Here is a 22493-nt window from a genome sequence, read left to right as displayed (position 1 = left end):
TTTCCCGATAAAACCTCTATCGATTCTATCTCGTGGCTCCCGATTTCTTTTTCTTTTCAGAATTTAACCATGATATCTATATCATGGGGTCCGCTATCAATTATCATCCATTCAAAGAACGTTCGATCTCATTTCAAGATCATAGTGGTTTTAATCAAACCCCAGTTTCAAATCACCGGATTCTAAACCAATTAAGTTTTAAATCCGTTCCCGGATTATATAACTTTTACTAATTCAGCTATTAATATTCACAGGAACTGTGAAGGCTGGTAAGAAGCTCTTACATAAGAGAGCTAAATTACAAACTACTCAGCTCACCGATAAGCTCAAAAAGCATGTGTAGTTTTAACTTATTCACTAAACGTACAAAACCAATCTACCACTGGCTTCCGAAGGTTAAAAACAATTTTTTCGCTTTTCAGTTCAAAACTGCTATAATTTTAACTTCCTTTTCCTGACTGCATTTTGTTCATCAGCAAATCAGGGACGCAAAAGTATTAAGAATAAGATAATACGCAAGCACTACGTATCAATATTTTTTAGGATTTCCTAATAAATCATAAAAACGAAATAATGCCAAATCGGAGACTTACTACAAACTCTTTACTTAAACATTCAAATGTTGTTATTTCTTTTGTTTAATCAATAAAGAACAAAATAAAAGCTAAGAAACATCAGTTTCTTAGCTTTAATAGAATTCAATAAAAATTATGGATTGACGCTTAACTTATTCAGCGGCTGGTCTGCTAATAATTTTATAAAGTAACCTCCAACCACTGAACGAGCCCTAAAATTGATGACTGTACCATCAAGGGTCTCATGCCAATCACTAAGCGGCCCGCGTGAAGGAGTCTCTGTAACATAATCGTATAATGGCGAGATAAACTTCTCAAAAGTTTTAGCATCGTCACTCAGTGTTGCCGTCCAAATAATCCAATCAGATTTAGTATAAGACCTACGGCTATCTAACGGTAAGCCGTATTTGTTTTGCTTTGTCAAATAATAGTCTATTTCCTTTTGTGCTACGGATTTGGGGAAGATATCATACTCCAGGATTTTATCCCACACAAGATTATATTTTTGACTCCACGTACCTGGATTTTCAAAAGTAAGAGAGAAGTGGTCGTCATCTTTGGCAAGATTTATCCATTTTTCAGCCATCTCTTTTGCGAGTGCATGGTACTCTTTTTCAACATCTTGTTTTCCAAGCATACCGGCAACTCTGGCATAAGAAGCTAACCCAAGAATTGCTTTAACAGAAAGATTTGCATTACGAGCAATATGGCCCGCAAAGTCGTCTGTACATAATTGATTTCCCGGATCAAACCCTTTACTGCGCAAGTACTCAGCCCATACAGTCAATACCTTCCAATGCTCTGAAGCATAGTTGGCATTACCTTCTGCCACTGCTATCGCCGCAGTTAGTATAAGCATATTACCAGATTCTTCAACAGGCATGTCCTCTCCATAAGTTTGGCCATTTGCTATGGGATAAGTACCTACATCATGCGCAGGAAAAGGTTTTTTCCATTTACCACTTTCGCTATAATAGAAAATAGGATTTAGCATTCCTTTTAATAGCGTAGGATTGTATATTAAAAATAGCGGTGCAGATGGATATGTTACATCTACAGTAGCTACTGACCCGTTACTAAAATTCTCTTTAGAAAGAAAAAGCACTTCATTATTTTTTCCTCTCACAAGTTTATGTGCTGCTATTGCCTGACGGAAAGCCAACACACATAATGCTGCATACTCTTTTCCACCTGACTTGGTAGCTGCGTTTAATAAGTTGTTGTCAAATACTGCGCACTTCTCAGTTACCATTTTATAGTCTTTCAATGCCTGTTGAAAGGCATCAGTGATGTTGTACTTTCCGTTCTCTTTCCACCAAGCCTGAAGGTTCTTTCCGAAATATTGAATAGAATACAAGTCGTCATAACCAATTAATAGCTTACCGGTTTTAGATTTATCATCAACTTTGCCTAGTTTTTGGACATAACTAAGTACAGGTGTTTCTTTTCCACCTCCATTACTGGTTACACTTCCATTTTTCACGAAATCATTTCTAATAGCGTAGTCGCCGATAGCAAAGGTATTTTCTTGTGACTTCTCACCGCCAAGATAGAAGTACCCCCAGTCGATGCGCACATCGTCACCTTTTCTTCCCAGGATATTTTGTGCCCGTGTTCCCGTTTTTAGAAGAACCAGGTTACCCGCATCAAGTTGTTGCGCCTCTACGGGTTGTTGCTGTGAGTGTACGGCCCATTCAGGCAGTGCTTCAAAATACACCTCTACATCATGCGATTTGTTATCTTTAGATACAACTTCGTATGTGATATAGTTTACAGGTCGAGAGAGAAGATTTAGATCATCAGGTAGTAGTGGTGATATAAACTTCACCTTGAGATCTACATCACCGCACTCAAATTCATAGAATGTTTGTGTCGCTGAAATGGAAACTGATTTTTGTGAGGCTGCCTTGTCAAACAGTTCTACATTGGGTGTTCTTTTGAACAACCCAAAATCTACATAAGCACCACCCCTGGCGTTATGGCAATGGGCAGCAATAATATTTTTTCCTGGGCGAAGGGTTTTACGTGCTTCTTCAGGCAACAAAACCCTGACATTGCTTTTCCAAGCAAACCCAGTGTCAACGATTTTTACTCCATTCACATAAAGCTCAAAATTATCATCATGTGAATATTCAATATAGAGTTCGTCATCGATATTCTCCTTACTTATCGAAACTTCTCTTCTTACCCAAATATCTTTTGTTTCCCACTTGGTTTTTAAATAAGGCATATCTTTGGTACCAAAGGCAGCGCTTCCGGTTTTCCATTTAGCATCGTTATAGCTTAAAGTATTCCAACCATCTTCCGGCTTCTCAAAAGTATATTTACCAGACCACTTCTCTATCGCAGCAGTTGGAGCGATCATACTTAGTGGTGGTTCTACCTTTCCAAGAAAGCGATAACTGGTACCATCCACACGAATGACACCAATAAGAGAATGTGGCTTGCCAGTCCAATGTCTGACAACATCATCATAAAGATTGTCGGAAAAAGCCCACGCGGATGTATAAGGATCTATTGTAACTAGCGGATAAGCAGGCGCGCGTAAAGTAACTTGCTGTGATCTTGCGACTGAAAAACAAAAAGTTAATAACAGTATACTGTATATAACTCTCTTGCGCTCTCTAAAATGCATTCGAATAGCTGGTTAAGTTTATATATAATAATTAAATGTTTCTTGCTTAACGTATATCATTCTTCATTCTTCACTCACCTTTCCAGAGAGGTAAATTTAAACAGAACCTAAAGTAAAACACTACTATTACGAAAGAATTATACAGATAATATCCAGTATTACTTCTAACTACATTTTAATAAAAGTGGTCAATGTTAACAATGCCTCCTAAAAGAGAAGGAAGTAATACAATTTAGACCGCTGTCTTGGAATTATTTTCCACGCTTGGTCTACTAGTGGTATAAGCGGAAACAATTAGAACCTAATATTAAATAAGCCATGCTTATAGTTATTTAAACTATATGTCTCATCCTGCGCCCTTATAACTTGTAACTAATGTCTGTTAGTACAACAAACTGTGAATCTTGTTGAATTGCCGTAAGAAAATTATAATGATAAAATAGTGATCGAAGCACATTAGTTAGTCTTCATGGGAACGTTTTTAGATATCTTCTCCGTAATTAGACAACGTAATTATTTATGGAAGCTGTTAAAACAAAAAAAGAATCTTATTTAATAGAAGGAATGACATGTGCGGGCTGCGAAAGAACTATATCAAAAGTTATTGGGAGCATTGATGGTGTACAGCATGCAAAAGCTGACTTAAGCTCTGCAAGTGTGTCCGTTGAATATGACCCGCATAAAGTAACTATTGATAACATAAAGGCTGCAGTTAACAAAGTCGGATACAAATTTGTAGGTGAGCGGCCAGCCTATGGCCAACGCGAAGGTAGCGACGAGGCAATAGCATAAAGTTGACACACAAAGAAACTAGTTATGACAGAAATTAAGACTATACTTCCCTTAACCTCTCAACATCAGCTGGAGATCGAATTGATTGGTGAGGACAGAAAACTCTTCTTTAAAAAAGAATGTCTTGAATATGTTACTATCTACAGAAAAGTTAATGATGATAACTGGCTGCAAATTGTAAAGAATGCAAGGGCACCATTTGTCGACTCAGAAACTTTTATAAAACCGGTGCACATTGAATATAAAGTGGTTTTTGAAGATGATAACAGAGGCAACGAAAGCAATACTGTTAAAATACAGTTACCATTATAACATTTCCTATATACTCGCTAATGGATAAACTGCTTCATCGACTTGCGCCCATAATTGTCTAAAAGTTCTATTACCTCCTTGTCACTGAGATTATGAAAATCGTCATACACTTGTGCTACTGCGTGAAAACTGTTTGGTTGAACGGCTATCACAACTTCATCAGCCAGTGAATTGATTTCCGAGACATAGTGTTTCGCTGAAACAGGAGCAGCTACGATAACTTTGGCAGCTTTTTTAGATTTGCATAATTTAATAGCCGGAACAATTGTAGAACCAGTAGCGATCCCATCATCAACTAAAATAACGATTCGGTCTCTCATTTCTGACAACGGTTTGCCCCTGCGAAATCGTTGTATTCTGTTCTTGATTTCATTAATTTGTTCTGCAAGCACTTTTCGCTTTATTTCAAGACTTATATCATTTCCATAAGACGTCATAAAAACAGAACCATCTTCTGCTGCGGCACCTATCGCAAGTTCTTTCTGAAGTGGATGAGGTAACTTCTTTGTTACCACTACGGAGAGTTCTCCATTCAAAACATTCGCTACTTCATACGCTACTACTACGCCGCCTCGAGGTATACCCAGTACCAACGCATTTCGATCTTTATACTTTGATTCAAGAAGTTTTCCCACTTCAAATCCTGCATCCCTCCTATCAACAAAGACTTTTCTTTCTGCCATGACCAATGCTTCTATGTTTTACTACTCCTGGTGTTCTACTTCAATCACTATTTTTCCTAAAATCTTTTCTTCATCTTTTGCTCTATAAGCTTTAGGAGTTTCATCCAATGAAAATTTCTTTGCTATGTTTACTTTAAAAACCCCCTCTTCCACCAATCTTGCAATCACCCACAAGACTTTACGATCCATTCGTGTCATCTCAAGAATCGCCTTCACCTGGTATTTCTCCATCAATTCTTCATCGGGCTTAGAAAGCATTGAAACGATAATTCCTCCCTTCTTTAAAATACCAAATGACTTCTTATAAGTGTCTCCACCAATAGTATCAAGAACAGCGTCAAAATCTCTCAAGCTGGTGAAATCCCCATTCTTATAATCAATTACCTCATCTGCTCCTTGATGTTTTACAAACTCAATACCCTCACCTGACGCTGTGGATACCACATATGCACCCAGATGCTTTGCTAACTGAATAGCAAAAGACCCAATACCACCTGAACCTCCATGTATAAGTAATTTTTGTCCCCGCTGTAGATTCATATATTCAACAAGTGCCTGATAAGCACTCGCTGCTGCCAAGGGCAGCGCTGCAGCCTCTGCAAAGTTTATGTTCGAAGGAATTAGTGCAATTGCGTCTTCAGATGTAACAGCATATTCTGCAAATGCACCAGAGCCATTTCTCAGAACACCTGCCTGACCAAAAACTTTGTCTCCCTTTTGAATATTATTAACCCCTTCTCCAACCATTTCAACAACTCCTGCTATGTCCATACCAGGTATAACAGGAAAGTGGATCTTATCTTTGTATCTGGAGTTCTCCTCGAGTGATTTTGCATCAACAGGATTAAGACTTGAAGCATGCACTTCAATCAAGATTTCATTTTCATGAGGTATAGGTTTATCAATATCCTCAACCTTCAACACTTCCGGCCCGCCAAATTCATGTGCAAGTACTGCTTTCATAGAGAGTCATTTAATTAAATATCTTTAACTATCATTTCGAACTGAACCTGAAATTACTCTTAGCCTGTTCTCAACATGTGTAACACCAGATACCGATTCAGCTATGTCTTCCGCCCTACGCTTTTCAGCGCGATCACTAACACTACCAGTTAAAATTACTTCGCCCCCTTGTACTGCGACCGTTACTTCAAGTGCATCGATATATGGATCTTCCGTAATACGCTCATTAATTTCCTCCAGTACCCTTTCGTCTGAACGCGTATATCCACGAGGCCCCTTTCCTTTGTGTAATCCTGTCTTAGTATTTGATCGATTGAATTGATTTGTAAAGGATGGATAATCCTGAGGATCAAATTGATTTGAATGCTCATTATACCTTACAGCCCCTGGATTATTTTTATAATCAAAAGAACCATAATCGTTACCAGGAGAATTATTATGACCATAGGCTCCAGGACCATAGTCAGTACCTCTGCTATAAGTACTATAACTGCTATAGTTTCCAGGATCGGCTTTATTACCACCTTCCGGATACCCGGCAGAGTTTCCGGTACTGTAACCTTGATCCTCGCCGTAACGGTACGGACGTCGCCGATGGAAACTTCCGTATCCCCCATTGTGGCCATCAGCCGGGTATTTACTGTCTTGATCGCTACCAACGCTGCCGCTATCTCTATCCGTTCTGTCCCTCATAACACCTTGATGAAAAATATTACTTAACGAACCCAAAAAATAATACCACAAAATCCCAATAAAAAAGAAGCCGCGAAAAACGCGGCTTACTTCTTAATCTAACAGAACTAGTGCACTGGAAAAACAGGCGTTTTATTATAGTAAGTATTAACGTCATTGAAGTAATCAGAGCGCTGATGATCATTGGTATCTGGCCAATGGTCTTTATCAAACCCGGGTGATTGCTTTAAGTAATCTTTATCGCGATTTAGCAAGAATATCTGACGTTTGGGATCAACCTGTAGTTCTTGAAAAGGAATGGCGAAGAGTTTGCCGCCTATTCCAATAAATGATCCAAATTCTATGACGGCATATTCTATGCCACCTGTTTGTACATTTACCATCAGGTTATTAATAGTACCTAAATCTTCTCCTGAATAGTTTTCAACTCTGTCACCGATTATAGAAGTAGCTGTTAATCTTCTTACCGGAATATTCGGCTGCTGCCCCTCATGATTTATTCCGGTTTTATTGTCGACTTCATAGGTATGCTGCGTAGTAGCCATAAGTTGTTTTTTTAAGTTCTACATAGAAATAAATAAAAGTTAAAGAGGCTGCCTTATTATTGAATAATAAAACAGCCTCTAACAGTTAACCTTTTCTCCTTTCGCTGGTATTACCCAGATCAAGTTTAGGATTTGTTCTCAGGTAAGATTCAAATTTTCATTTGTTAATACCACTCCTGTAAAAGATCAACGCTCCTACATGTTTAAAAACCGTGCCTTCTGGTTTTACTACAATTTCTCAAGTATTTACGCTTCTAAATTGTAGAGCAGGAGTGTAAATGTCCGTGTCATTCACCACTTGAAGCAAGCATGCATCACAATCAAAACAAGCGCGCCATTACTAGTGATCTTGTGAAACAGGCTCCTGCTGTTTTTTCATCATATCAGCTGCCTTTGCATCAGGTGTAACATTAGCCATTCCAACTTGCAATTTATTTTTCAAGCCGGAAACAACCATATCATCACCACTCATTAAAGCTTTGTATCCATCTCGCGCCACCTCTGCTGGATCAGAGAGTTTTGTCTCCTGCACCATCTTTGAATTTTCCATACCAGCCTTCACAAAGAAATTGGTATCTGTTGCACCGGGTAGTAGCGAAGTCACGGTAACACCTGAATCTTTCAACTCGCTTCGGATAGCTTCTGTAAATGACTGCACAAATGCTTTTGTACCGTGATATACTGACTGCCATGGTCCTGGTGTCTTAGATGCTATGGAAGACAGGTTAAGGATTCTTCCGCTTCCGCGAGCAACCATATCTTTTACAAATAACTTCGTTAGCACAACCAAACTTGAAATGTTTAAGTCGATGATATTTAATTCCTTTCGGATATCTGTATCAAGAAATTCACCATACTCTCCTTGCCCGGCGTCATTAACCAAAATATCAATCTTAATGTTTTTTGATTCAATTTGATGATATAGCGCAAATGCATTTTCAGGATTGAAAAGATCGATGGAAACAGTGTCTACTTGCACGCCAAACTGTTGTGTAAACTCATTAGCAACTCTTTGTAAATCACTTTGAGTACGTGCTACAATAACTAAATTATAACCATCTTTTGCAAGAAGTTTAGCCAGCTCATACCCAATGCCACTTGTACCTCCTGTCACAAGAGCATATTGTTGTTTATCGTTCTTCATGTGCTAAAATTTTAAGTTTGAACAAGGAAGGTCGAAAAAAACATGCCCGTTTATTTGCTGTTACTTCCATAACAACAATAACAGTATCCAATTATTCTTAACGTTTTCAACCATTGCTTGAAGTAATACTTAGACACGAAAAATGTGAGTTGTAATTTCTTTCTTCAATACTCTTATTCTCAGGGGTTTCTTCTCTCCGAAGCGTCTTCTGTTGTTCTTTCGAGGCGTTTAATACTGAAGCTATTTTCGACCCTGTTCTGCTATACTCTACCTATTAATGTAGCCATTATAGCCCTTATAAGCCATTAGCACCCCATATAACATACAAATAACCACACATTGAGCCGTAGACAAGGTTAATCTGACCTCGGTTTCAACGGTATATTATTTAAAGATATCAGGTACATGACCCGTAGATAATCCGTCTCTTAGAGGTACGGGTTATCTACGGGTTATATACGGGTTATCTACGGATTATATACGGGTTATCTACGGGTTATCTGTTGGTAAAACAGGTAACTAACAGGGGTTTGGGTGGGTAGAGAGGTAAGGGCGATTTGCAGGACGTAACCTTTAAAACAGAATTTAAGGATGCAACAAATTGGTTAGGACTATGAAAATAAAGGATGTTTACACCGTTAATCAGCCTCCAGATAAGGTAATTCTCGGAGATTTACTCTCGAAATAGTTCATCTCCGTGTGCGAAAGTGCATTTAAAGAAGATAAAAATCTTTATATACCTTTATGAATTAATCCATAAAGAACATGAACATTGATGAGACGCTGAACAATGACTTCGGGGGAAAAGAATTTAAAATAGATCCTGCAATGATGTCAGCGCAGTTATTGCAATATGCCATCACAAACAATCTCTATTTAATTTCTATTATGAAAAAACAGCATGAGATTATAAGCCTGCTTGAAACAGGAAGTATTAATAAGCAGAAGTGTAACGAAGAGGTGGCTATGAAATTAAATGATATTAATGAACGAGTGAAAAAGGAACTCTATGATATTTTATCAAGTATGAATGTAAAATAATCCAGATGTAAATGCCTACATGAAAAACGTCATAAAGATGAATGAGCAGAGTAGCTGGTAAACTCCTACTCTGAATCTTCCTCTAAGCCTTCAAAGCGTACAGACAGACATTGACGATATCATCGAACATCTTTTTATTCGCATCAAACTTAGATGTAACACGCAAGCCGTTCAAAGAGTTAAAGATAAACCTTGCCAGAGAACGGGCAGCATATTGATTGGTAAATATACCTAACCCCTGACCCTTTTTAATGACACTGCAAATTGCGTTTTCAAAGTCATACATGATAGTGTTTAAAATGTCGGCAACTTCTTCATCAACCGGTGCTAACTCCACAGCAGAATTAACAAAAAAACACCCTTTTCCCCTATCCTCCTGGAGCGCTTCTCCTTTAACAAATTCAAAAATATCCCGAATGTAACCTTCAACGTCAGTTACAGTAGCAGCCTGCTTTATCACAGGGTCTATCCGTTCTTTTTGATACTGTTTTAATGCCATTACGAAAAGAGAGTGCTTGTCACCAAAGGTATCATACATACTTGAGCGACTTATCCCCAGACCATCAACTAGATCTTGTGCTGAAGTGCCGTTATACCCCTTCTGCCAAAACAAATTCATTGCTTTGTCTAAAATAAACTGCTCGTCAAATACTTTTGCTCTTGCCATAAAAACCCTGCGACGCGATTTTAATCCTTCACAAAAATAAGAAATACGGAACGTTCGTTCCGTATTTAGATAAAAAAAATTATGCTCTGAATGGCTCATTCACCGTTACTGCACCGTCAATGGTGTATTCTGCACCTGAAATAAATGAAGCATCGTCAGAAGCGAGAAAAACTGCGAGTTTCGCTACCTCTGAAGGCTCTGCATATCGCTTAAACGGCATCTTATTTTTGAAAAATGCATGAAGATCTTTTAGTCCCTCACTTTTATTTACCATTTCGGTTTCTGTCATAGCAGGATTAATAGCATTTACACGGATGTTTTTTGCGGCTAATTCTATGGCAGCAGTCCTGCTGTAAGCATTTAATGCGGCCTTGCTGGCAGCGTAAATTGCCGTTCCCGGAGCTACAGCAAAAGCACTTACGGAAGATATATGAATGACAGAGGCTCCTTCAGAAAGAATCGGAATAAACTTTTCCGTTGTAAACACAGCTCCCTTAAAATTAAGATCCATTATTCTATGGAAGGTTTCTTCCGTGATTTGTCCCACCGGTTCCATTGAAGATACACCTGCGTTTACAACCAGTATGTTTACTTTTCCAAATAGAGACTTTACTTGCTCAGCAAGTTTGCTTATGTCATCTAAGTTCGAAGCATCAGAGCGAACACCGACTGCATCCTCACCTAAACTTTTTACTGCGTCATCAAGCACTTTTTGATTGCGACCTGTGATAACAACTTTTGCTCCTTCTGTAATAAATTGTTTTGCTGTAGCAAAACCAATACCCAAGCTTCCGCCAGTAATAACTGCGACTTTGTCTTTCAATTTCATTTGTTTTTCGTTTTAAGTTAAAACCACTTCTATTCCGGAACGATTGTTCCACAAATGTATATAAAACGGAACGAACATTCCAAATAAGTTTTTCTCGATTTAATATAATAGCAGGGAAAGAGTATATCAATAAAGCAACTAAAGATTACAAGGACAACGCAAGTCACTATACAAGTAATTAGTCATTTTAATAGAAGAAACTGAAGATCTTAGATTTGACTACAACTATCTTAGATTTAAAAACACTATTTCTTTTATATGAGCCCAACTTTGTAAGAAAACGTAAATATGAAAATAGCACTTACAGGGTCGTTAGGAAACATTAGCAGACCACTTTCCCAACAATTAATTAAACATGGACATGATGTAACAATCATCAGTAGTAGTGCGGAAAGAGTTAAAGAAATTGAACGCCTCGGAGCCACTGCTGCGATTGGCAAAGTAGATGACATCAACTTTTTGAGCACGGTCTTTAGGGGTTCAGACGCCGTATATTGTATGATTCCTCCAAACTTCGGCCATGCTAATCAACTTACATACTATGAGAGCCAAGGAAACAACTATGCTGCAGCAATCAGACAATCTGAAGTAAAGAGAGTTATTCACTTAAGCAGTTATGGTGCACATCTACCATCAGGAACAGGTCTTATAAACGGCTCATATCGCTGCGAGCAAATTTTAAATTCAATTCCAAAGATTCAACTAACTCACATCAGACCAACCTATTTCTATTATAATTTACTTGCGTTTATTCACATGATAAAAGCAGTAGGGTTTATTGGGGCTGTATATGGCGGTGAGGATAAACTACCGATGGTATCGCCGGCAGATATAGCTGAAGCAATTGCCGAAGAGATTGAAACTGGCAACAATTTCAAAGCAATTCGTTATGTTAGTAGCGATGAAAGAACCTGCAGCGAAGTAGCTGAAGTACTTGGAAATGCTATAGGCATTCCAACATTAAAATGGATTGCCTTACCTAAAGACCAGGTTCTGAAAGCGCTACTTGAAAGAAGTATGCCGGAAAACGTAGCACTCAATCTCGTTGAGTTGGGAGAAGCGTTACATACGGGCAGGCTAAGCGAACACTTTGAACAGAATAAACCTGCTCTTGCGAAAGTAAAGCTTGAAGATTATGCAAATGAGTTTTCTGAGATATATCACAGTAAATAAATGGCGATCATGAAAAACACCACGCCCGTTCGTATCAAAACCATTACCCAATTTCATCAACTGCGAGGGTTACCACAACCTGAGCATCCATTAATCAGTGTGGTTGACTATAGTCTTATCGGATACAATAGCGAAAGGGATTTCGAAAGCTGGACATTGGATTTTTATTCAATTTCAATGAAAAGAACTACAAATTACAAAATAAGGTATGGTCAGCAGCAATATGATTTTGATAACGGTGTTCTGTTTTTTATGGCACCCCACCAGGTTTTCAGTGTTTCGCGAAACAATAACGTAGTACCTCAACATACAGGGTGGATATTGCTTATCCACCCTGACTTTCTATGGAATACTGCGCTTGCGAAGAATATAAAAAAATACGAGTATTTTGACTATGAGGTAAACGAAGCCCTATTTCTTTCTGAAAAAGAAGAAACAACTTTAAACAACATCATCCAAAATATAAGACAAGAGTACCATTCTAATATAGATGAATTCAGTCAGGCTATTGTTATTTCTCAGATTGAAACACTACTAAACTATGCTCAACGGTTTTATCGAAGGCAATTTATTACCAGAAAGATCACCAATCACCAGGTTTTAGAAAGGTTAGAGATACTTCTTGAAGACTATTTTAACAACAAAGATTTAATAAGCGCTGGCCTGCCTACTGTTCAGTTTATAGCAGATGAATTAAACTTGTCTCCTAACTATTTAAGCACATTACTAAAAGTATTAACTGGCAAAAGTACCCAGCACCATATTCATGAGAAATTAATCGAAAAGGCAAAAGAAAAGTTATCAACTACCAGCCTAACTGTTAATGAAATTGCATTTGAACTCGGTTTTGAATACCCGCAGTCCTTTAGTAAGCTCTTTAAAACGAAAACCAAACAATCACCACTCGAATTCAGACAGTCTTTCAATAATTAAAAAATATCTTCAATAGACAAAAAGACACTTGTAGGCGTATTTCATTAATCTACTAATTCCCGCCACTTAACCATTCGCTCGCGTAAGTCTATCGTTCTACCATCAATTTTAAAAGTGCCGTCACCATGGTGGTGCATCGTCCGTTGTTCCTTTCTGTCCGAATTGGACCACGCCTTAACAGCCCCAAGAATAAAAAGGTTATATTGACTTACCATACGTGAATCCACCACCTTACATTCAATATTTGCAATACATTGCCCTATCAAAGGTGCTTTGACATGGCGCGCTTCTTTCGCAGTTAACCTGAATTTTCCAAATTTATCTGTATCCTCTCCTGAACAATTTCCGATGTCAACAACTTTCTCTGCCAGGTCTGCTCCTGGAATTGCGATAACACATTCATTGGTTTCTTTCAAGGCTTTATAGCTATAATCCCAAAGGGCCGATGACCGCACCAATTAACGGAGGGTCATGCTGAATCATCATGTGGAATCCCATTGTCATGATATTCGGCTTTTCATTGTAAAAGGTTGTTACCAATACAATCGGGCCTGGTTCCAACAACCTGTTTACCTGATTTAATGGATAATTTTTCATGAGCCTTTTTACTGTTTTGGTGATGCAATAAGAAGGTGTCGTAAAATTTATACCCGGCATTGGACTTTACAGATTCATTAAAAAGCAGGACGTGACATTAAACCTCGTTGGCTTAGCCTGTTTATTGACCTATGCTTTTCGAATATTCGGAGACTAATTTGGAAGTCACCAGCAATTGGCCCACATGGCGTTGTGCATGCTCTGCAGCATGAAAAAGAAGCCCAATTACAGTAGACGGAATTTGCTTTCTGCCTACACCCCTGACTTCCGTCAGTGTTGTTTCATTAGTTGTTTTTAACTGTGTTATTGCTTTTCCTACTTGTGTCTTGAATTTTGCGATTAGATGCTGTGCCAGACATCCATCAAAAGGCGGTTTACCTTCAGAAGCCAATGCGTTTAGTTGGTCATCCAATAGACGTTCTCCTCGGGCATAGGTAAAAAGCCTATCGACTACACCCGTAAGATGCTGAAGATGAAAGCCTACGGACGCCATATCTAAAGGTTTAATCCATAGGAGGTCTGAAGAAAAATTATTCAGGCAAGCTTCAACATCTTCGATTGATTGTAATAATGCATGTGCTACTGGCTGCAAAAGGCCTGGTACGCCCTCTATTGGCCCTCTTTGCCAAACCTCTGATTTATCTATGTTATACCGTTTTTGGATTTCGGTGCTATTTAAATCGTCACTATTCATATCAAAGTAGACCCCGGTTGAGGCAGTGCGAAATTTAATAAATATCTTTGCCACTTATTTTTAAGCAACATGATATCAGTCGATGCAGTAACCGTGGAGTTTAACGGTTCGGCTCTTTTTAGCAACATTACCTTTAACATCAACGAAAACGATAAGATAGCCCTAATGGGCAAAAACGGCGCTGGTAAATCAACCCTTCTTAAGATTATTGCTGGTGTAAATAAACCTACCCGGGGCAAGGTTTCAGCTCCTAAAGATTCTGTTATAGCCTATCTTCCCCAGCACCTGCTCATGGAAGATAATGCGACCGTATTTGAAGAGGCCTCAAAAGCCTTCTCTAAAATACTTAACATGAAAAAGGAGATGGATGAATTAAACCATCAACTGGAAACCAGAACCGACTATGAATCAGATGAATATGCTCAAATCATTGAAAAAGTATCTGAACTGAGCGAGAAATATTATTCGATAGAAGAAATCAATTTCGATGCTGAAGTTGAAAAGACACTAAAGGGTTTAGGCTTTTCGCGTTCTGATTTCGGCCGGCCCACCAATGAATTCAGTGGTGGATGGCGTATGCGAATTGAGCTTGCCAAGATACTGCTTCAAAAACCTGATCTCATCCTTCTCGATGAGCCAACAAACCACTTGGATATTGAATCAATTCAGTGGCTTGAAGATTTCCTGATCAACAATGCCAAAGCTGTTATTATAATCTCTCACGATAAAGCTTTTGTTGAAAACGTTACAAACAGAACCATTGAAGTTACAATGGGACGGATCTATGACTACAAGGTTAAGTATACCCAATACCTTCAACTCAGAAAAGAGAGACGCGAACAACAACAAAAGCAATACGATGATCAGCAAAAAGAAATTGCAGACATACAGGCTTTTATAGAACGGTTTAAAGGTACTTACTCTAAAACGCTCCAGGTTCAATCACGGGTAAAAATGCTCGAGAAAATGGAGATCATTGAAGTAGACGAGGTAGACACTTCTGCTCTTAACCTTAAATTCCCTCCTGCCCCACGCTCGGGTAGTTATCCGGTAACTATTGAAGGTCTCACCAAAAAATATGGTGACCATGTTGTTTTTAAAGATGCATCGCTTACAATTGCCAGGGGTGAAAAGATAGCCTTTGTTGGTAAAAACGGTGAAGGTAAGTCAACACTGGTAAAAGCCATTATGGGCGAAACTGATTTTGAAGGTAAACTCCAACTAGGGCATAACTGCATGATCGGCTATTTTGCACAAAACCAGGCGTCATTACTGGATGAGGAATTAACAGTATATCAAACCATCGATTACATCACGGAAGGAGACATGAGAACCAAGATACGCGACATTCTCGGTGCCTTCATGTTTAGTGGTGATACCATCGAAAAGAAAGTCAAGTTTTTATCAGGTGGTGAGAGGACTCGTCTTGCCATGATAAAATTACTTCTTCAACCTGTAAATCTTCTTATTCTTGATGAACCAACTAACCATCTTGATATAAAGACTAAAGATATTCTTAAGGATGCATTAAAAGCATTTGATGGTACCATTATTCTGGTTTCTCACGATCGTGATTTTCTTGATGGTCTTGCAGAAAAGGTATTTGAATTTGGGAATAAGCGAATTAAGGAGCACTTCGAGGATATCAATGGGTTCCTAAAAAATAAAAAGATGGAGAATCTTCGTGAAATTGAAAGAACAGCAAAGTAGAGTAACATATTTAGAGGCAGAAGTTATGCTTCTGCTTCTAAACTGATCAATCATTTGTATTGTTAAGGTTAACCGTTATTACAGGCCCGCCTTGCTCTTTTACAATCCTATCCGAGAGATGATTTGAGAAAATCCTAAAGATACCTTCCTTACTATTTTTAATAATGGCTATTAGTCCGGCCTTTACCTCCTGTGCATAGTTTAGTAATCCATCCGCCGTGTCATCTGCGTCAATAATGCGAATCACATAATTTGTAAGCTGGGCAATCTGAGCTATACGATTGAAGTATTCATCCAATAATAAGGTAGAATCAGAGGCCTTATCCCTTACATGGACAAGGTGTATCTTTGAATTGAAACATTCACTTACCAATGTAATACTTCTCAAACCATCTGCAAGTTGAAGATCCGGGATAACATTTACCCCTACTACCAGGTTATTGAAATACGTAGATTCAAATCCATCGCGTACTGAAAGCACAGGACAGGCTGATACCTTTATCGCCTGTTCTGTATGGTTCCCTGTAAATACTTCTTTCGCATTCTCCTGACCCGATGTTCCCATTACCACAAGATCAATAGCTTCAGCTTTTAAGTATTCATCAATACCTGATTTAAACTCATTATCTACAACTGCTGTTTCAATAGTAAACCCCTCGCGGCGGTATTGATTTGCAATCTCCTCCAACCTTTCTTTTACCATCTTCAATATTTCTACCGTATAGACCTCTTGCTCGGTATCATCTTTTATCGTTAGATCCCCAGTGGCAGCAAAAGTCACCCCTAATGGATGTTTTATAAAATTGACGAGATAAATAGTGGCACGGCAGGGCTTAGCTATTTCAGTTGCCAGTTTTAAACCCAGTTCTGCAATAGACGAGAGGTCAGTAGGTACAAGTATTTTTTTCATAGCACACGATAGCAAATAGAAAAATTTGAGCCTGCTGTTTCACTCGTTAGCATTTAATAACCTCAAGTTATAAATCCTTGTTTATGTGGTTCTTATTCTACATGAGGCGAGATGAATTATTTGTTACCAAGCTTCAATAATGCTATAGATTATTAATTTTACGCTTATACAGAATGCGTTTACAATGTGTGCTTCGCTTAAAGCTAGCAACATTGTTAAATGCAATGAAGTTAACCTAAAATATTCTAATACATGAAAAGAAAAGCAACAGCCATCTGGAAAGGCTCCGGAAAAGAAGGTAACGGAACCCTTACAACGCAAAGCACCGTCCTGGACAAAACGCAGTATTCTTTTAACACACGTTTTGCAGAAGGTAAAGGAACAAACCCTGAAGAGCTAATTGCTGCAGCCCATGCAGGATGCTTTAGCATGAAGTTAAGTTTTGTTTTAAACGAGGCGGGATTTACTGCCGACGAAATAAATACAGAATGCTTTATAAATTTCGAGAATGGGGCTATTACTGAATCGCTTTTAAAATTACAGGCAAAAGTACCGGGGATTAGCAAAGAGAAGTTCCAGGCTTGTGCTGAAGATGCAGAGAAAAACTGTCCTATTTCAAAGCTTTTAAATACTTCAATAAAATTAGAAGCTACACTTCTTTAAGTTTATTGATAATAAAAAACCCTCTGGGAGTACCAGAGGGTTTAAATGGAAAATTGATGATCTATATTATTTAGCTAATCTTACGTTAACTGCATTCAATCCTTTTTTTCCTTCTTTCAGTTCAAAAGTGACTTCATCGTTTTCATAGATGTTGTCTACCAAAAGACCTGTTACGTGAACAAAGTATTCTTTGCCCGTTGCTGTTTCTCTAACAAAACCAAATCCCTTGGATTCATTGAAGAACTTTACTACTCCTTCTTTCATTTGTGATAATAATGGTGATAATTAATAATTGTCAAAGATATTACTATTGACTGACTATACAACCACTCATTCACTAAAAGCGTTCGAGAAGTATAAAAAAATTATATATTAATTAACAAAGCAACAGGGAAATCTTTGAAAACGTCGAAAATAGTCAACTTCTTGTCACTTTTAATAGATTCCCCGGTAAACACATTTTTCCATTCAGCAGGTGCCCCAATTGGTAGTGCTATGTATCGTTGTTCATTAAGATCATCTGCATAAGGTTGCTCCAATTCACTATTTTTAGCAAGCGCAAGAGGTACCGCTATAATTGCCCAGCGGCCTTGGTATACTCGCGCAAAGGCCATTACGATCGCATCTTTACCCCCCACTTCAAGTGGAATGTACTCCCCTTTTGTGAACACTTCATTAACCTGCTTTCTGAAATTAAGCGACTTCCAGGTTACAAATAGCTTTTCATACCCCTCTCTGCGTTTCGACTTCAGGAATGGGAACAAAGTTGCTGCTCCTTCCTTTTCTTTTTCTACTATCTCATTTAAAATCGAAATTCTTTTCTTATAATCTACCGGTCTCCTGTTATCCGGATCCACAAAGCTCAAATCCCACAGCTCGCATCCCTGATAAATATCGGGTATACCAGGAGAAGTAATCTTTATTAGTGTCTGGCAAAGTGCATAGATATGCGCATATTTAACAATAACTTCTTCAAATGGAACAAAGGCTTTTAGAAATGCATGTGACTCACTTAAGATAGTTTCAATAAATTTTAAACACGCATTTTCATACGCTTCATTTGGAGCAGACCAGTTGCTATTTACCTTAGCCTCGCGTACTGCTTTAATCAAATATTCTTGTACGCGCTTAATGAACTCTTCTGTAACAACAAAATCTTCCGGAAAGCCGCCAATAATAGTTTGATAAATAAAATACTCATCATTTATTGATGGGGCTTGTACGCCGTCAATATTTTCATGAAGTTCTTTATTAAGAGCCATCCATTCCTTTACTTGTTTCATCCATACTTCAGGAAGTTCACTTAGTATATTCAGTCTCAGGCGGGCATCTTCTCCCCGTTTCGTGTCATGCGTAGCTGTAGCATTGAGTGATAACGGTGTTGACTTCTGCCTGTTTACCATCTTGGCGTGATATGTCTGTATGGATATGCCCAGAGTTGATGGAGCATCCCCTACCTCATCATGCGAGATCAACGGATTATATACATAGAATGTAGTATCTTCAACACCTTTTGCTGTTAAAGGCCCTGTAAATTGCATTAAACGCTTTGTAAAGCGAAGGATGTTTTGCTCTTGTGTTTTATCATTGATAGGTTTCGTAATCAAGGCATGGAAGTGATTAAGCTCCTGATTATACTCTTTAGATGCCTGCCGTGCTTTTGCAAAAGCTTCTTCAAGTACCTCTAATTCTTTTCCCTCTAAAGGAAGTTTATCAGGATATATCCTGTAAACAGGAAGACATAACATAAGGTATGCAAGGCCCTGTTTAAGACGTTCTCTTTCGAGGTTGCCTTGTAAGTTTAACTCAAAAAATAACTGGATCAGGTTTTCCCACTCACCTCCCATGTAATTTTCGAGAATAAGTTTCTTATTCTCATACACGAGCTTATTGTAAGGCGGAAGATCAGGAAAGAGTGAACTATAAAAATCCACGAGTTTTCTACCCCCCTGTCTATCTGTTATCAACTGGCTCACATACGAAAGAAACTCGTAACCGCTAGTACCTTCTATCGGCCAATAATTTGGCATATCTTCCTTTGCTTCAAGAATTTTCTCCGCGATGATATAGCAATCTTTACCCAAAAGCTGACGCAGATTATTAACATAAGCAGTAGGATCTTGCAATCCATCAATATGATCAATCCGAACACCTTGTATATAATCGTCTTTATAAAGACCGTTTAGAAACTGATGATATTCATCGAATACAGCCTTATCTTCCATACGAAGGCAAATCAGTTCATTCACTGTAAAAAACCTTCTATAGTTAATCCGTTTTTCTGAATTCTTCCAGAACTCAAGAAGGTAGAACTGCGATTGAAATACCGCCTGAAGACAATCTTCGCTATTATTAATTCTTGCGCATTCTGCTTCAACATTTTTAACTAAAGCATCATTATCCTTTACATCGTTAATCCATTTCTTCTTGTATTGAAGCCATTCATCAAGCGATGTAGATTTTTTAGCTTCATCTACGTATTGCTTTAGTACGGCTCTCAGATCTGGATTGGTGGTTATTTGCTGAAACGCTGAGACAGACAAAGGGTAACTTGTATCATAATAATCGACAGTAAACCCTTTCCCTGAAAATCCCACCTTAACTTCCTTATCCTTGACACAGTCTTGTAATGTCTTTCCGAGAAAAGGCACACACACCTTGCCTTTAAGCTCGGTATCAGGATGATTCCAGTTAATGTCAAAATAATTATAATATGGTGAGAAGTTACCCCGCTCAAGCACATCCATAAGCCTTTTATTCTTTACGTCAAAAGCCATATGGTTTGGAACAATGTCCTGAAGCCATGTCATTTGTTTAGTTTTTAATGTAGAAGAGAGGCTTTTAAACTCTGCCTCCCGCCCTACTTCAGGATCTATTGTATGTGGATCTACAACATCATATCCATGCATACTTCCCGGTCTTGACCTTAATATGGGAGCAGCATAAACGGTTGAGATGCCAAGCGTTTGGAGGTAATCTATAATTTCCCCCAGTTGTTTAAAGGTAAAATCTTTATGAAGTTGTATTCTATAGGTAGATGATGGTACTTTCATTTTTATTGAATTTCGAAAATCAATACTGATTCTGGATTTAGTTTGATTGAAGCTGATTCATCTGAGGAGGTTATCTCTCCTGGCCCAAGCCATTCTTTAGAAGATGAATCAAATAATTTTTTAAGCTTAAATTTTTCTGAATTATTGAACGTTTGTTGTGCCTTATTGAAGTTAAAAGCAAGAAGCATCCTCTCGTTATCAGATTGTCTCTGCAGTGCAATTACTTTTGTGGCGTCATCAACAAATAAAATATTTAATGACTGCCGTTGCTTATTCTGTAATGCCCTGCTTCCTTTTCTTATAGAAATGAGCCTTTTATAAAATGAAAGAAGCGTGTTCGACTTCTCATCTTTTTCATAGTTCCAGGAAAGAATACATTGTTTAAACGTTTCCTCTCCTTGAGGATCTGGTACTTCACCTTCCCATTTAAAATAAGAGAACTCTTCTTTTCTTCCTTTTCTTACCAGTTCAACCAGCTCTTTATCTGTATGACTTATGAAATATTGAAACGGATTTTTCTCTCCATACTCTTCACCCATAAAAAGCATAGGAACATAGGGAGATAGTATAACAGCTGCTGCGGCAAGCTTTAAGGCTTCGTAAGATATGTTATGCGTGAGCCGGTCGCCCAGCATCCTGTTTCCAACCTGATCGTGATTCTGAGAAAAGACTACGAATTGATCGAAGGTATTAGTTTCAGGATATGAGCCGAAGAACTTCTTTCGATGCTTCGAATATTCACCAGTATACACATAGGAATCTTTAAATGCTTTTGCAAGATGTTTAGCAGTTCCAAAGTCCTCATAATAGCCGCTATAATCTTCGGTTATTAAAGAGCGAAGTGCGTGATGAAATTCATCTACCCACTGGCCATCTAAACCGTAACCTCCTTTTTCAGGTGAACTGATATATCTAGGGTTATTCAGATCAAACTCTGCGATCAACACTTTTTTTCTACCTGTTTCTTGCTCGAGCTGTCTCACTTTCATTCGCAATTCATCAATGAAATGTTTTGAGCTCACATCCCATATCGCATGAACAGCATCTAATCGCAAACCATCAATATGAAATTCATCCAGCCACATCAGCGCATTTTGCCAATAGTAGCTGCGAACACCGTCACACCAGGCATCATCATAATTAATGGCCTTGCCCCAGTTTGTTTTATACTTATCGGTAAAGTAAGGCCCATATTCAGATAAATAATTGCCCTCAGGGCCTAAGTGATTATAAACAACATCTTGTACAACCGCGATACCTTGCCGGTGACATTCATTTACAAGTTCCTTTAAACCTTTTACTCCTCCATAACTATCCTGAACGGCAAACGGATAGACACCGTCATAACCCCAGTTTCGTGATCCGGGAAACTGAGCAACAGGCATCAGCTCTATTGCATTAACCCCCAGATCCTTCAGATATGGAAGTTTAGGAATAATGGATGCAAACGTTCCTTCCTTCGTAAATGTACCAACGTGTAATTCATACATGATCATTTCACCTAACGGTATTCCCATCCAATCGGAGTCATTCCAGTTGAATTCGGGATCCACTACAGATGATGGACCATGAACACCTTGGGTTTGAGCACGGGAAGCCGGATCTGGCAATATCTTATCTCCATCAAGCTGGTATTTATATTGAGTTCCCGGACCAGCTTCTTTGATGGTAGCAGACCAATATCCTAAATCATCTTTTCTTAATGGATATGTCTTATCATTAATTATTAAACTTACTTGTTCGCGCTGGGGTGCCCAGACAACAAACTCACATGCACTATCTTTATAGAAAGAACCAACAGGCTTAGCTATGTAATTCATCGATTACGTTTTTCTTTTAGATTTTAAAATTACATGCCATTTGTAAACAGCAGCACCCGGA

General features: G+C 38.4%; 23 protein-coding genes and 1 riboswitch. Of the genes, 8 read left to right on the top strand and 15 right to left on the bottom strand.

Features of this window, described 5'->3' with window-relative positions; translation table 11 throughout:
- Positions 1 to 186 (top strand): hypothetical protein (locus KK060_RS00835; protein WP_254151503.1); only part of this gene is annotated, 186 nt, incomplete at its 5' end.
- 522 nt (positions 187 to 708) lie between these two features.
- On the opposite strand, the gene KK060_RS00830 is transcribed toward KK060_RS00835, so the two are convergent.
- Entirely contained in the window at positions 709 to 3210 is a 2502-nt protein-coding gene (locus KK060_RS00830; RefSeq protein WP_254151502.1) for a glutaminase family protein, read from the bottom strand.
- 519 nt (positions 3211 to 3729) lie between these two features.
- Between KK060_RS00830 and KK060_RS00825 the strand changes: the two genes are divergently transcribed.
- Together KK060_RS00825 and KK060_RS00820 are read left to right on the top strand one after the other, a co-directional pair.
- A complete protein-coding gene (locus KK060_RS00825; protein WP_254151501.1) occupies positions 3730 to 4002 on the top strand; it encodes a heavy-metal-associated domain-containing protein in 273 nt (90 codons plus the stop codon).
- 24 nt (positions 4003 to 4026) lie between these two features.
- Positions 4027 to 4314, top strand: coding sequence for a hypothetical protein (locus KK060_RS00820; RefSeq protein ID WP_254151500.1), 288 nt, complete (start codon positions 4027 to 4029; stop codon positions 4312 to 4314).
- Positions 4315 to 4331: 17 nt separating this feature from the next.
- Here the strand turns inward: KK060_RS00820 and KK060_RS00815 are convergent, their stop codons facing one another.
- The 5 genes from KK060_RS00815 to KK060_RS00795 all read right to left on the bottom strand — a co-directional run bounded on the left by KK060_RS00815 (position 4332) and on the right by KK060_RS00795 (position 8342).
- Entirely contained in the window at positions 4332 to 4997 is a 666-nt protein-coding gene (locus KK060_RS00815) for a phosphoribosyltransferase (protein ID WP_254151499.1), read from the bottom strand.
- A gap of 21 nt (positions 4998 to 5018) precedes the next feature.
- Positions 5019 to 5960, bottom strand: a complete 942-nt coding sequence (locus KK060_RS00810; RefSeq protein ID WP_254151498.1) for an NADP-dependent oxidoreductase — start codon at positions 5958 to 5960, stop codon at positions 5019 to 5021.
- Between the two features lie 24 nt (positions 5961 to 5984).
- The gene (locus KK060_RS00805; RefSeq protein ID WP_254151497.1) at positions 5985 to 6653 is read right to left on the bottom strand and encodes a BON domain-containing protein; all 669 of its coding nucleotides are present in this window, start codon (positions 6651 to 6653) and stop codon (positions 5985 to 5987) included.
- Between the two features lie 107 nt (positions 6654 to 6760).
- Positions 6761 to 7198, bottom strand: coding sequence for a PRC-barrel domain-containing protein (locus tag KK060_RS00800; protein WP_254151496.1), 438 nt, complete (start codon positions 7196 to 7198; stop codon positions 6761 to 6763).
- A gap of 79 nt (positions 7199 to 7277) precedes the next feature.
- A riboswitch (TPP riboswitch) is annotated at positions 7278 to 7386 on the bottom strand.
- A 152-nt stretch (positions 7387 to 7538) separates the two neighbouring features.
- Positions 7539 to 8342, bottom strand: coding sequence for an SDR family NAD(P)-dependent oxidoreductase (locus KK060_RS00795; protein ID WP_254151495.1), 804 nt, complete (start codon positions 8340 to 8342; stop codon positions 7539 to 7541).
- A gap of 765 nt (positions 8343 to 9107) precedes the next feature.
- Between KK060_RS00795 and KK060_RS00790 the strand changes: the two genes are divergently transcribed.
- Complete coding sequence (locus KK060_RS00790; RefSeq protein WP_254151494.1) at positions 9108 to 9383, top strand: hypothetical protein; 276 nt, start codon at positions 9108 to 9110, stop codon at positions 9381 to 9383.
- 82 nt (positions 9384 to 9465) lie between these two features.
- Here the strand turns inward: KK060_RS00790 and KK060_RS00785 are convergent, their stop codons facing one another.
- Together KK060_RS00785 and KK060_RS00780 are read right to left on the bottom strand one after the other, a co-directional pair.
- Entirely contained in the window at positions 9466 to 10149 is a 684-nt protein-coding gene (locus tag KK060_RS00785) for a TetR/AcrR family transcriptional regulator (RefSeq protein ID WP_254151493.1), read from the bottom strand.
- Positions 10130 to 10879, bottom strand: a complete 750-nt coding sequence (locus KK060_RS00780; RefSeq protein WP_254151492.1) for an SDR family NAD(P)-dependent oxidoreductase — start codon at positions 10877 to 10879, stop codon at positions 10130 to 10132. Before KK060_RS00780 ends, KK060_RS00785 begins: the two co-directional genes overlap by 20 nt.
- A 288-nt stretch (positions 10880 to 11167) precedes the next feature.
- On the opposite strand from KK060_RS00780, the gene KK060_RS00775 reads away from it, so the two are divergent.
- Both KK060_RS00775 and KK060_RS00770 read left to right on the top strand, forming a co-directional pair.
- The gene (locus KK060_RS00775; protein WP_254151491.1) at positions 11168 to 12052 is read left to right on the top strand and encodes an NmrA family NAD(P)-binding protein; all 885 of its coding nucleotides are present in this window, start codon (positions 11168 to 11170) and stop codon (positions 12050 to 12052) included.
- 9 nt (positions 12053 to 12061) lie between these two features.
- Positions 12062 to 12985 (top strand): helix-turn-helix domain-containing protein, encoded by a 924-nt coding sequence (locus tag KK060_RS00770; protein ID WP_254151490.1) that lies wholly within the window; start codon positions 12062 to 12064, stop codon positions 12983 to 12985.
- A 44-nt stretch (positions 12986 to 13029) separates the two neighbouring features.
- Here the strand turns inward: KK060_RS00770 and KK060_RS00765 are convergent, their stop codons facing one another.
- The 3 genes from KK060_RS00765 to KK060_RS00755 form a co-directional block, all read right to left on the bottom strand.
- Positions 13030 to 13401 (bottom strand): flavin reductase family protein, encoded by a 372-nt coding sequence (locus KK060_RS00765; protein WP_254151489.1) that lies wholly within the window; start codon positions 13399 to 13401, stop codon positions 13030 to 13032.
- 10 nt (positions 13402 to 13411) lie between these two features.
- A complete protein-coding gene (locus KK060_RS00760; RefSeq protein ID WP_254151488.1) occupies positions 13412 to 13582 on the bottom strand; it encodes a flavin reductase in 171 nt (56 codons plus the stop codon).
- 121 nt (positions 13583 to 13703) lie between these two features.
- On the bottom strand, positions 13704 to 14330 hold the full coding sequence (locus KK060_RS00755; RefSeq protein ID WP_367397449.1) for a DinB family protein: 627 nt from the start codon (positions 14328 to 14330) through the stop codon (positions 13704 to 13706).
- A 15-nt stretch (positions 14331 to 14345) separates the two neighbouring features.
- Here KK060_RS00755 and KK060_RS00750 point away from each other — a divergent pair, with 15 nt between their 5' ends.
- Positions 14346 to 15986, top strand: a complete 1641-nt coding sequence (locus KK060_RS00750; RefSeq protein ID WP_254151487.1) for an ABC-F family ATP-binding cassette domain-containing protein — start codon at positions 14346 to 14348, stop codon at positions 15984 to 15986.
- A gap of 46 nt (positions 15987 to 16032) precedes the next feature.
- On the opposite strand, the gene KK060_RS00745 is transcribed toward KK060_RS00750, so the two are convergent.
- On the bottom strand, positions 16033 to 16896 hold the full coding sequence (locus KK060_RS00745) for a universal stress protein (RefSeq protein ID WP_254151486.1): 864 nt from the start codon (positions 16894 to 16896) through the stop codon (positions 16033 to 16035).
- A gap of 252 nt (positions 16897 to 17148) precedes the next feature.
- On the opposite strand from KK060_RS00745, the gene KK060_RS00740 reads away from it, so the two are divergent.
- Positions 17149 to 17559 carry an OsmC family protein gene (locus KK060_RS00740; RefSeq protein ID WP_254151485.1) on the top strand — a complete coding sequence of 137 codons (411 nt, stop codon included), beginning with the start codon at positions 17149 to 17151 and terminating at the stop codon, positions 17557 to 17559.
- Positions 17560 to 17625: 66 nt separating this feature from the next.
- Here KK060_RS00740 and KK060_RS00735 read toward each other — a convergent pair whose 3' ends face one another.
- The 3 genes from KK060_RS00735 to treZ form a co-directional block, all read right to left on the bottom strand.
- Positions 17626 to 17823 (bottom strand): cold-shock protein, encoded by a 198-nt coding sequence (locus tag KK060_RS00735; RefSeq protein ID WP_254151484.1) that lies wholly within the window; start codon positions 17821 to 17823, stop codon positions 17626 to 17628.
- 101 nt (positions 17824 to 17924) lie between these two features.
- The gene (treY, locus tag KK060_RS00730) at positions 17925 to 20612 is read right to left on the bottom strand and encodes a malto-oligosyltrehalose synthase (RefSeq protein WP_254151483.1); all 2688 of its coding nucleotides are present in this window, start codon (positions 20610 to 20612) and stop codon (positions 17925 to 17927) included.
- A 2-nt stretch (positions 20613 to 20614) separates the two neighbouring features.
- The gene (gene treZ / locus KK060_RS00725; RefSeq protein ID WP_254151482.1) at positions 20615 to 22432 is read right to left on the bottom strand and encodes a malto-oligosyltrehalose trehalohydrolase; all 1818 of its coding nucleotides are present in this window, start codon (positions 22430 to 22432) and stop codon (positions 20615 to 20617) included.
- Between the last annotated feature and the right edge of the window lie 61 nt (positions 22433 to 22493).

Source organism: Chryseosolibacter indicum, assembly GCF_018598585.1.
Classification (GTDB): domain Bacteria; phylum Bacteroidota; class Bacteroidia; order Cytophagales; family Cyclobacteriaceae; genus Chryseosolibacter; species Chryseosolibacter indicus.
Note: the sequence above shows the minus strand (reverse complement) of the source record. Positions and strands in the feature narration are given on the sequence as shown.

What these genes read in the sequence shown, in the direction of transcription:
- KK060_RS00795 (WP_254151495.1), bottom strand. Translation starts at nt 8,342, where the DNA reads ATGAAGAACGATAAACAACAATATGCTCTTGTGACAGGAGGTACAAGT.
- KK060_RS00815 (WP_254151499.1), bottom strand. Translation starts at nt 4,997, where the DNA reads ATGGCAGAAAGAAAAGTCTTTGTTGATAGGAGGGATGCAGGATTTGAA.
- KK060_RS00790 (WP_254151494.1), top strand. Translation starts at nt 9,108, where the DNA reads ATGAACATTGATGAGACGCTGAACAATGACTTCGGGGGAAAAGAATTT.
- KK060_RS00785 (WP_254151493.1), bottom strand. Translation starts at nt 10,149, where the DNA reads ATGAGCCATTCAGAGCATAATTTTTTTTATCTAAATACGGAACGAACG.
- KK060_RS00780 (WP_254151492.1), bottom strand. Translation starts at nt 10,879, where the DNA reads ATGAAATTGAAAGACAAAGTCGCAGTTATTACTGGCGGAAGCTTGGGT.
- KK060_RS00830 (WP_254151502.1), bottom strand. Translation starts at nt 3,210, where the DNA reads ATGCATTTTAGAGAGCGCAAGAGAGTTATATACAGTATACTGTTATTA.
- KK060_RS00820 (WP_254151500.1), top strand. Translation starts at nt 4,027, where the DNA reads ATGACAGAAATTAAGACTATACTTCCCTTAACCTCTCAACATCAGCTG.
- KK060_RS00800 (WP_254151496.1), bottom strand. Translation starts at nt 7,198, where the DNA reads ATGGCTACTACGCAGCATACCTATGAAGTCGACAATAAAACCGGAATA.
- KK060_RS00770 (WP_254151490.1), top strand. Translation starts at nt 12,062, where the DNA reads ATGAAAAACACCACGCCCGTTCGTATCAAAACCATTACCCAATTTCAT.
- KK060_RS00740 (WP_254151485.1), top strand. Translation starts at nt 17,149, where the DNA reads ATGAAAAGAAAAGCAACAGCCATCTGGAAAGGCTCCGGAAAAGAAGGT.
- KK060_RS00735 (WP_254151484.1), bottom strand. Translation starts at nt 17,823, where the DNA reads ATGAAAGAAGGAGTAGTAAAGTTCTTCAATGAATCCAAGGGATTTGGT.
- KK060_RS00745 (WP_254151486.1), bottom strand. Translation starts at nt 16,896, where the DNA reads ATGAAAAAAATACTTGTACCTACTGACCTCTCGTCTATTGCAGAACTG.
- KK060_RS00810 (WP_254151498.1), bottom strand. Translation starts at nt 5,960, where the DNA reads ATGAAAGCAGTACTTGCACATGAATTTGGCGGGCCGGAAGTGTTGAAG.
- KK060_RS00750 (WP_254151487.1), top strand. Translation starts at nt 14,346, where the DNA reads ATGATATCAGTCGATGCAGTAACCGTGGAGTTTAACGGTTCGGCTCTT.
- treY (WP_254151483.1), bottom strand. Translation starts at nt 20,612, where the DNA reads ATGAAAGTACCATCATCTACCTATAGAATACAACTTCATAAAGATTTT.
- KK060_RS00760 (WP_254151488.1), bottom strand. Translation starts at nt 13,582, where the DNA reads ATGAAAAATTATCCATTAAATCAGGTAAACAGGTTGTTGGAACCAGGC.
- KK060_RS00775 (WP_254151491.1), top strand. Translation starts at nt 11,168, where the DNA reads ATGAAAATAGCACTTACAGGGTCGTTAGGAAACATTAGCAGACCACTT.
- KK060_RS00825 (WP_254151501.1), top strand. Translation starts at nt 3,730, where the DNA reads ATGGAAGCTGTTAAAACAAAAAAAGAATCTTATTTAATAGAAGGAATG.
- KK060_RS00805 (WP_254151497.1), bottom strand. Translation starts at nt 6,653, where the DNA reads ATGAGGGACAGAACGGATAGAGATAGCGGCAGCGTTGGTAGCGATCAA.
- treZ (WP_254151482.1), bottom strand. Translation starts at nt 22,432, where the DNA reads ATGAATTACATAGCTAAGCCTGTTGGTTCTTTCTATAAAGATAGTGCA.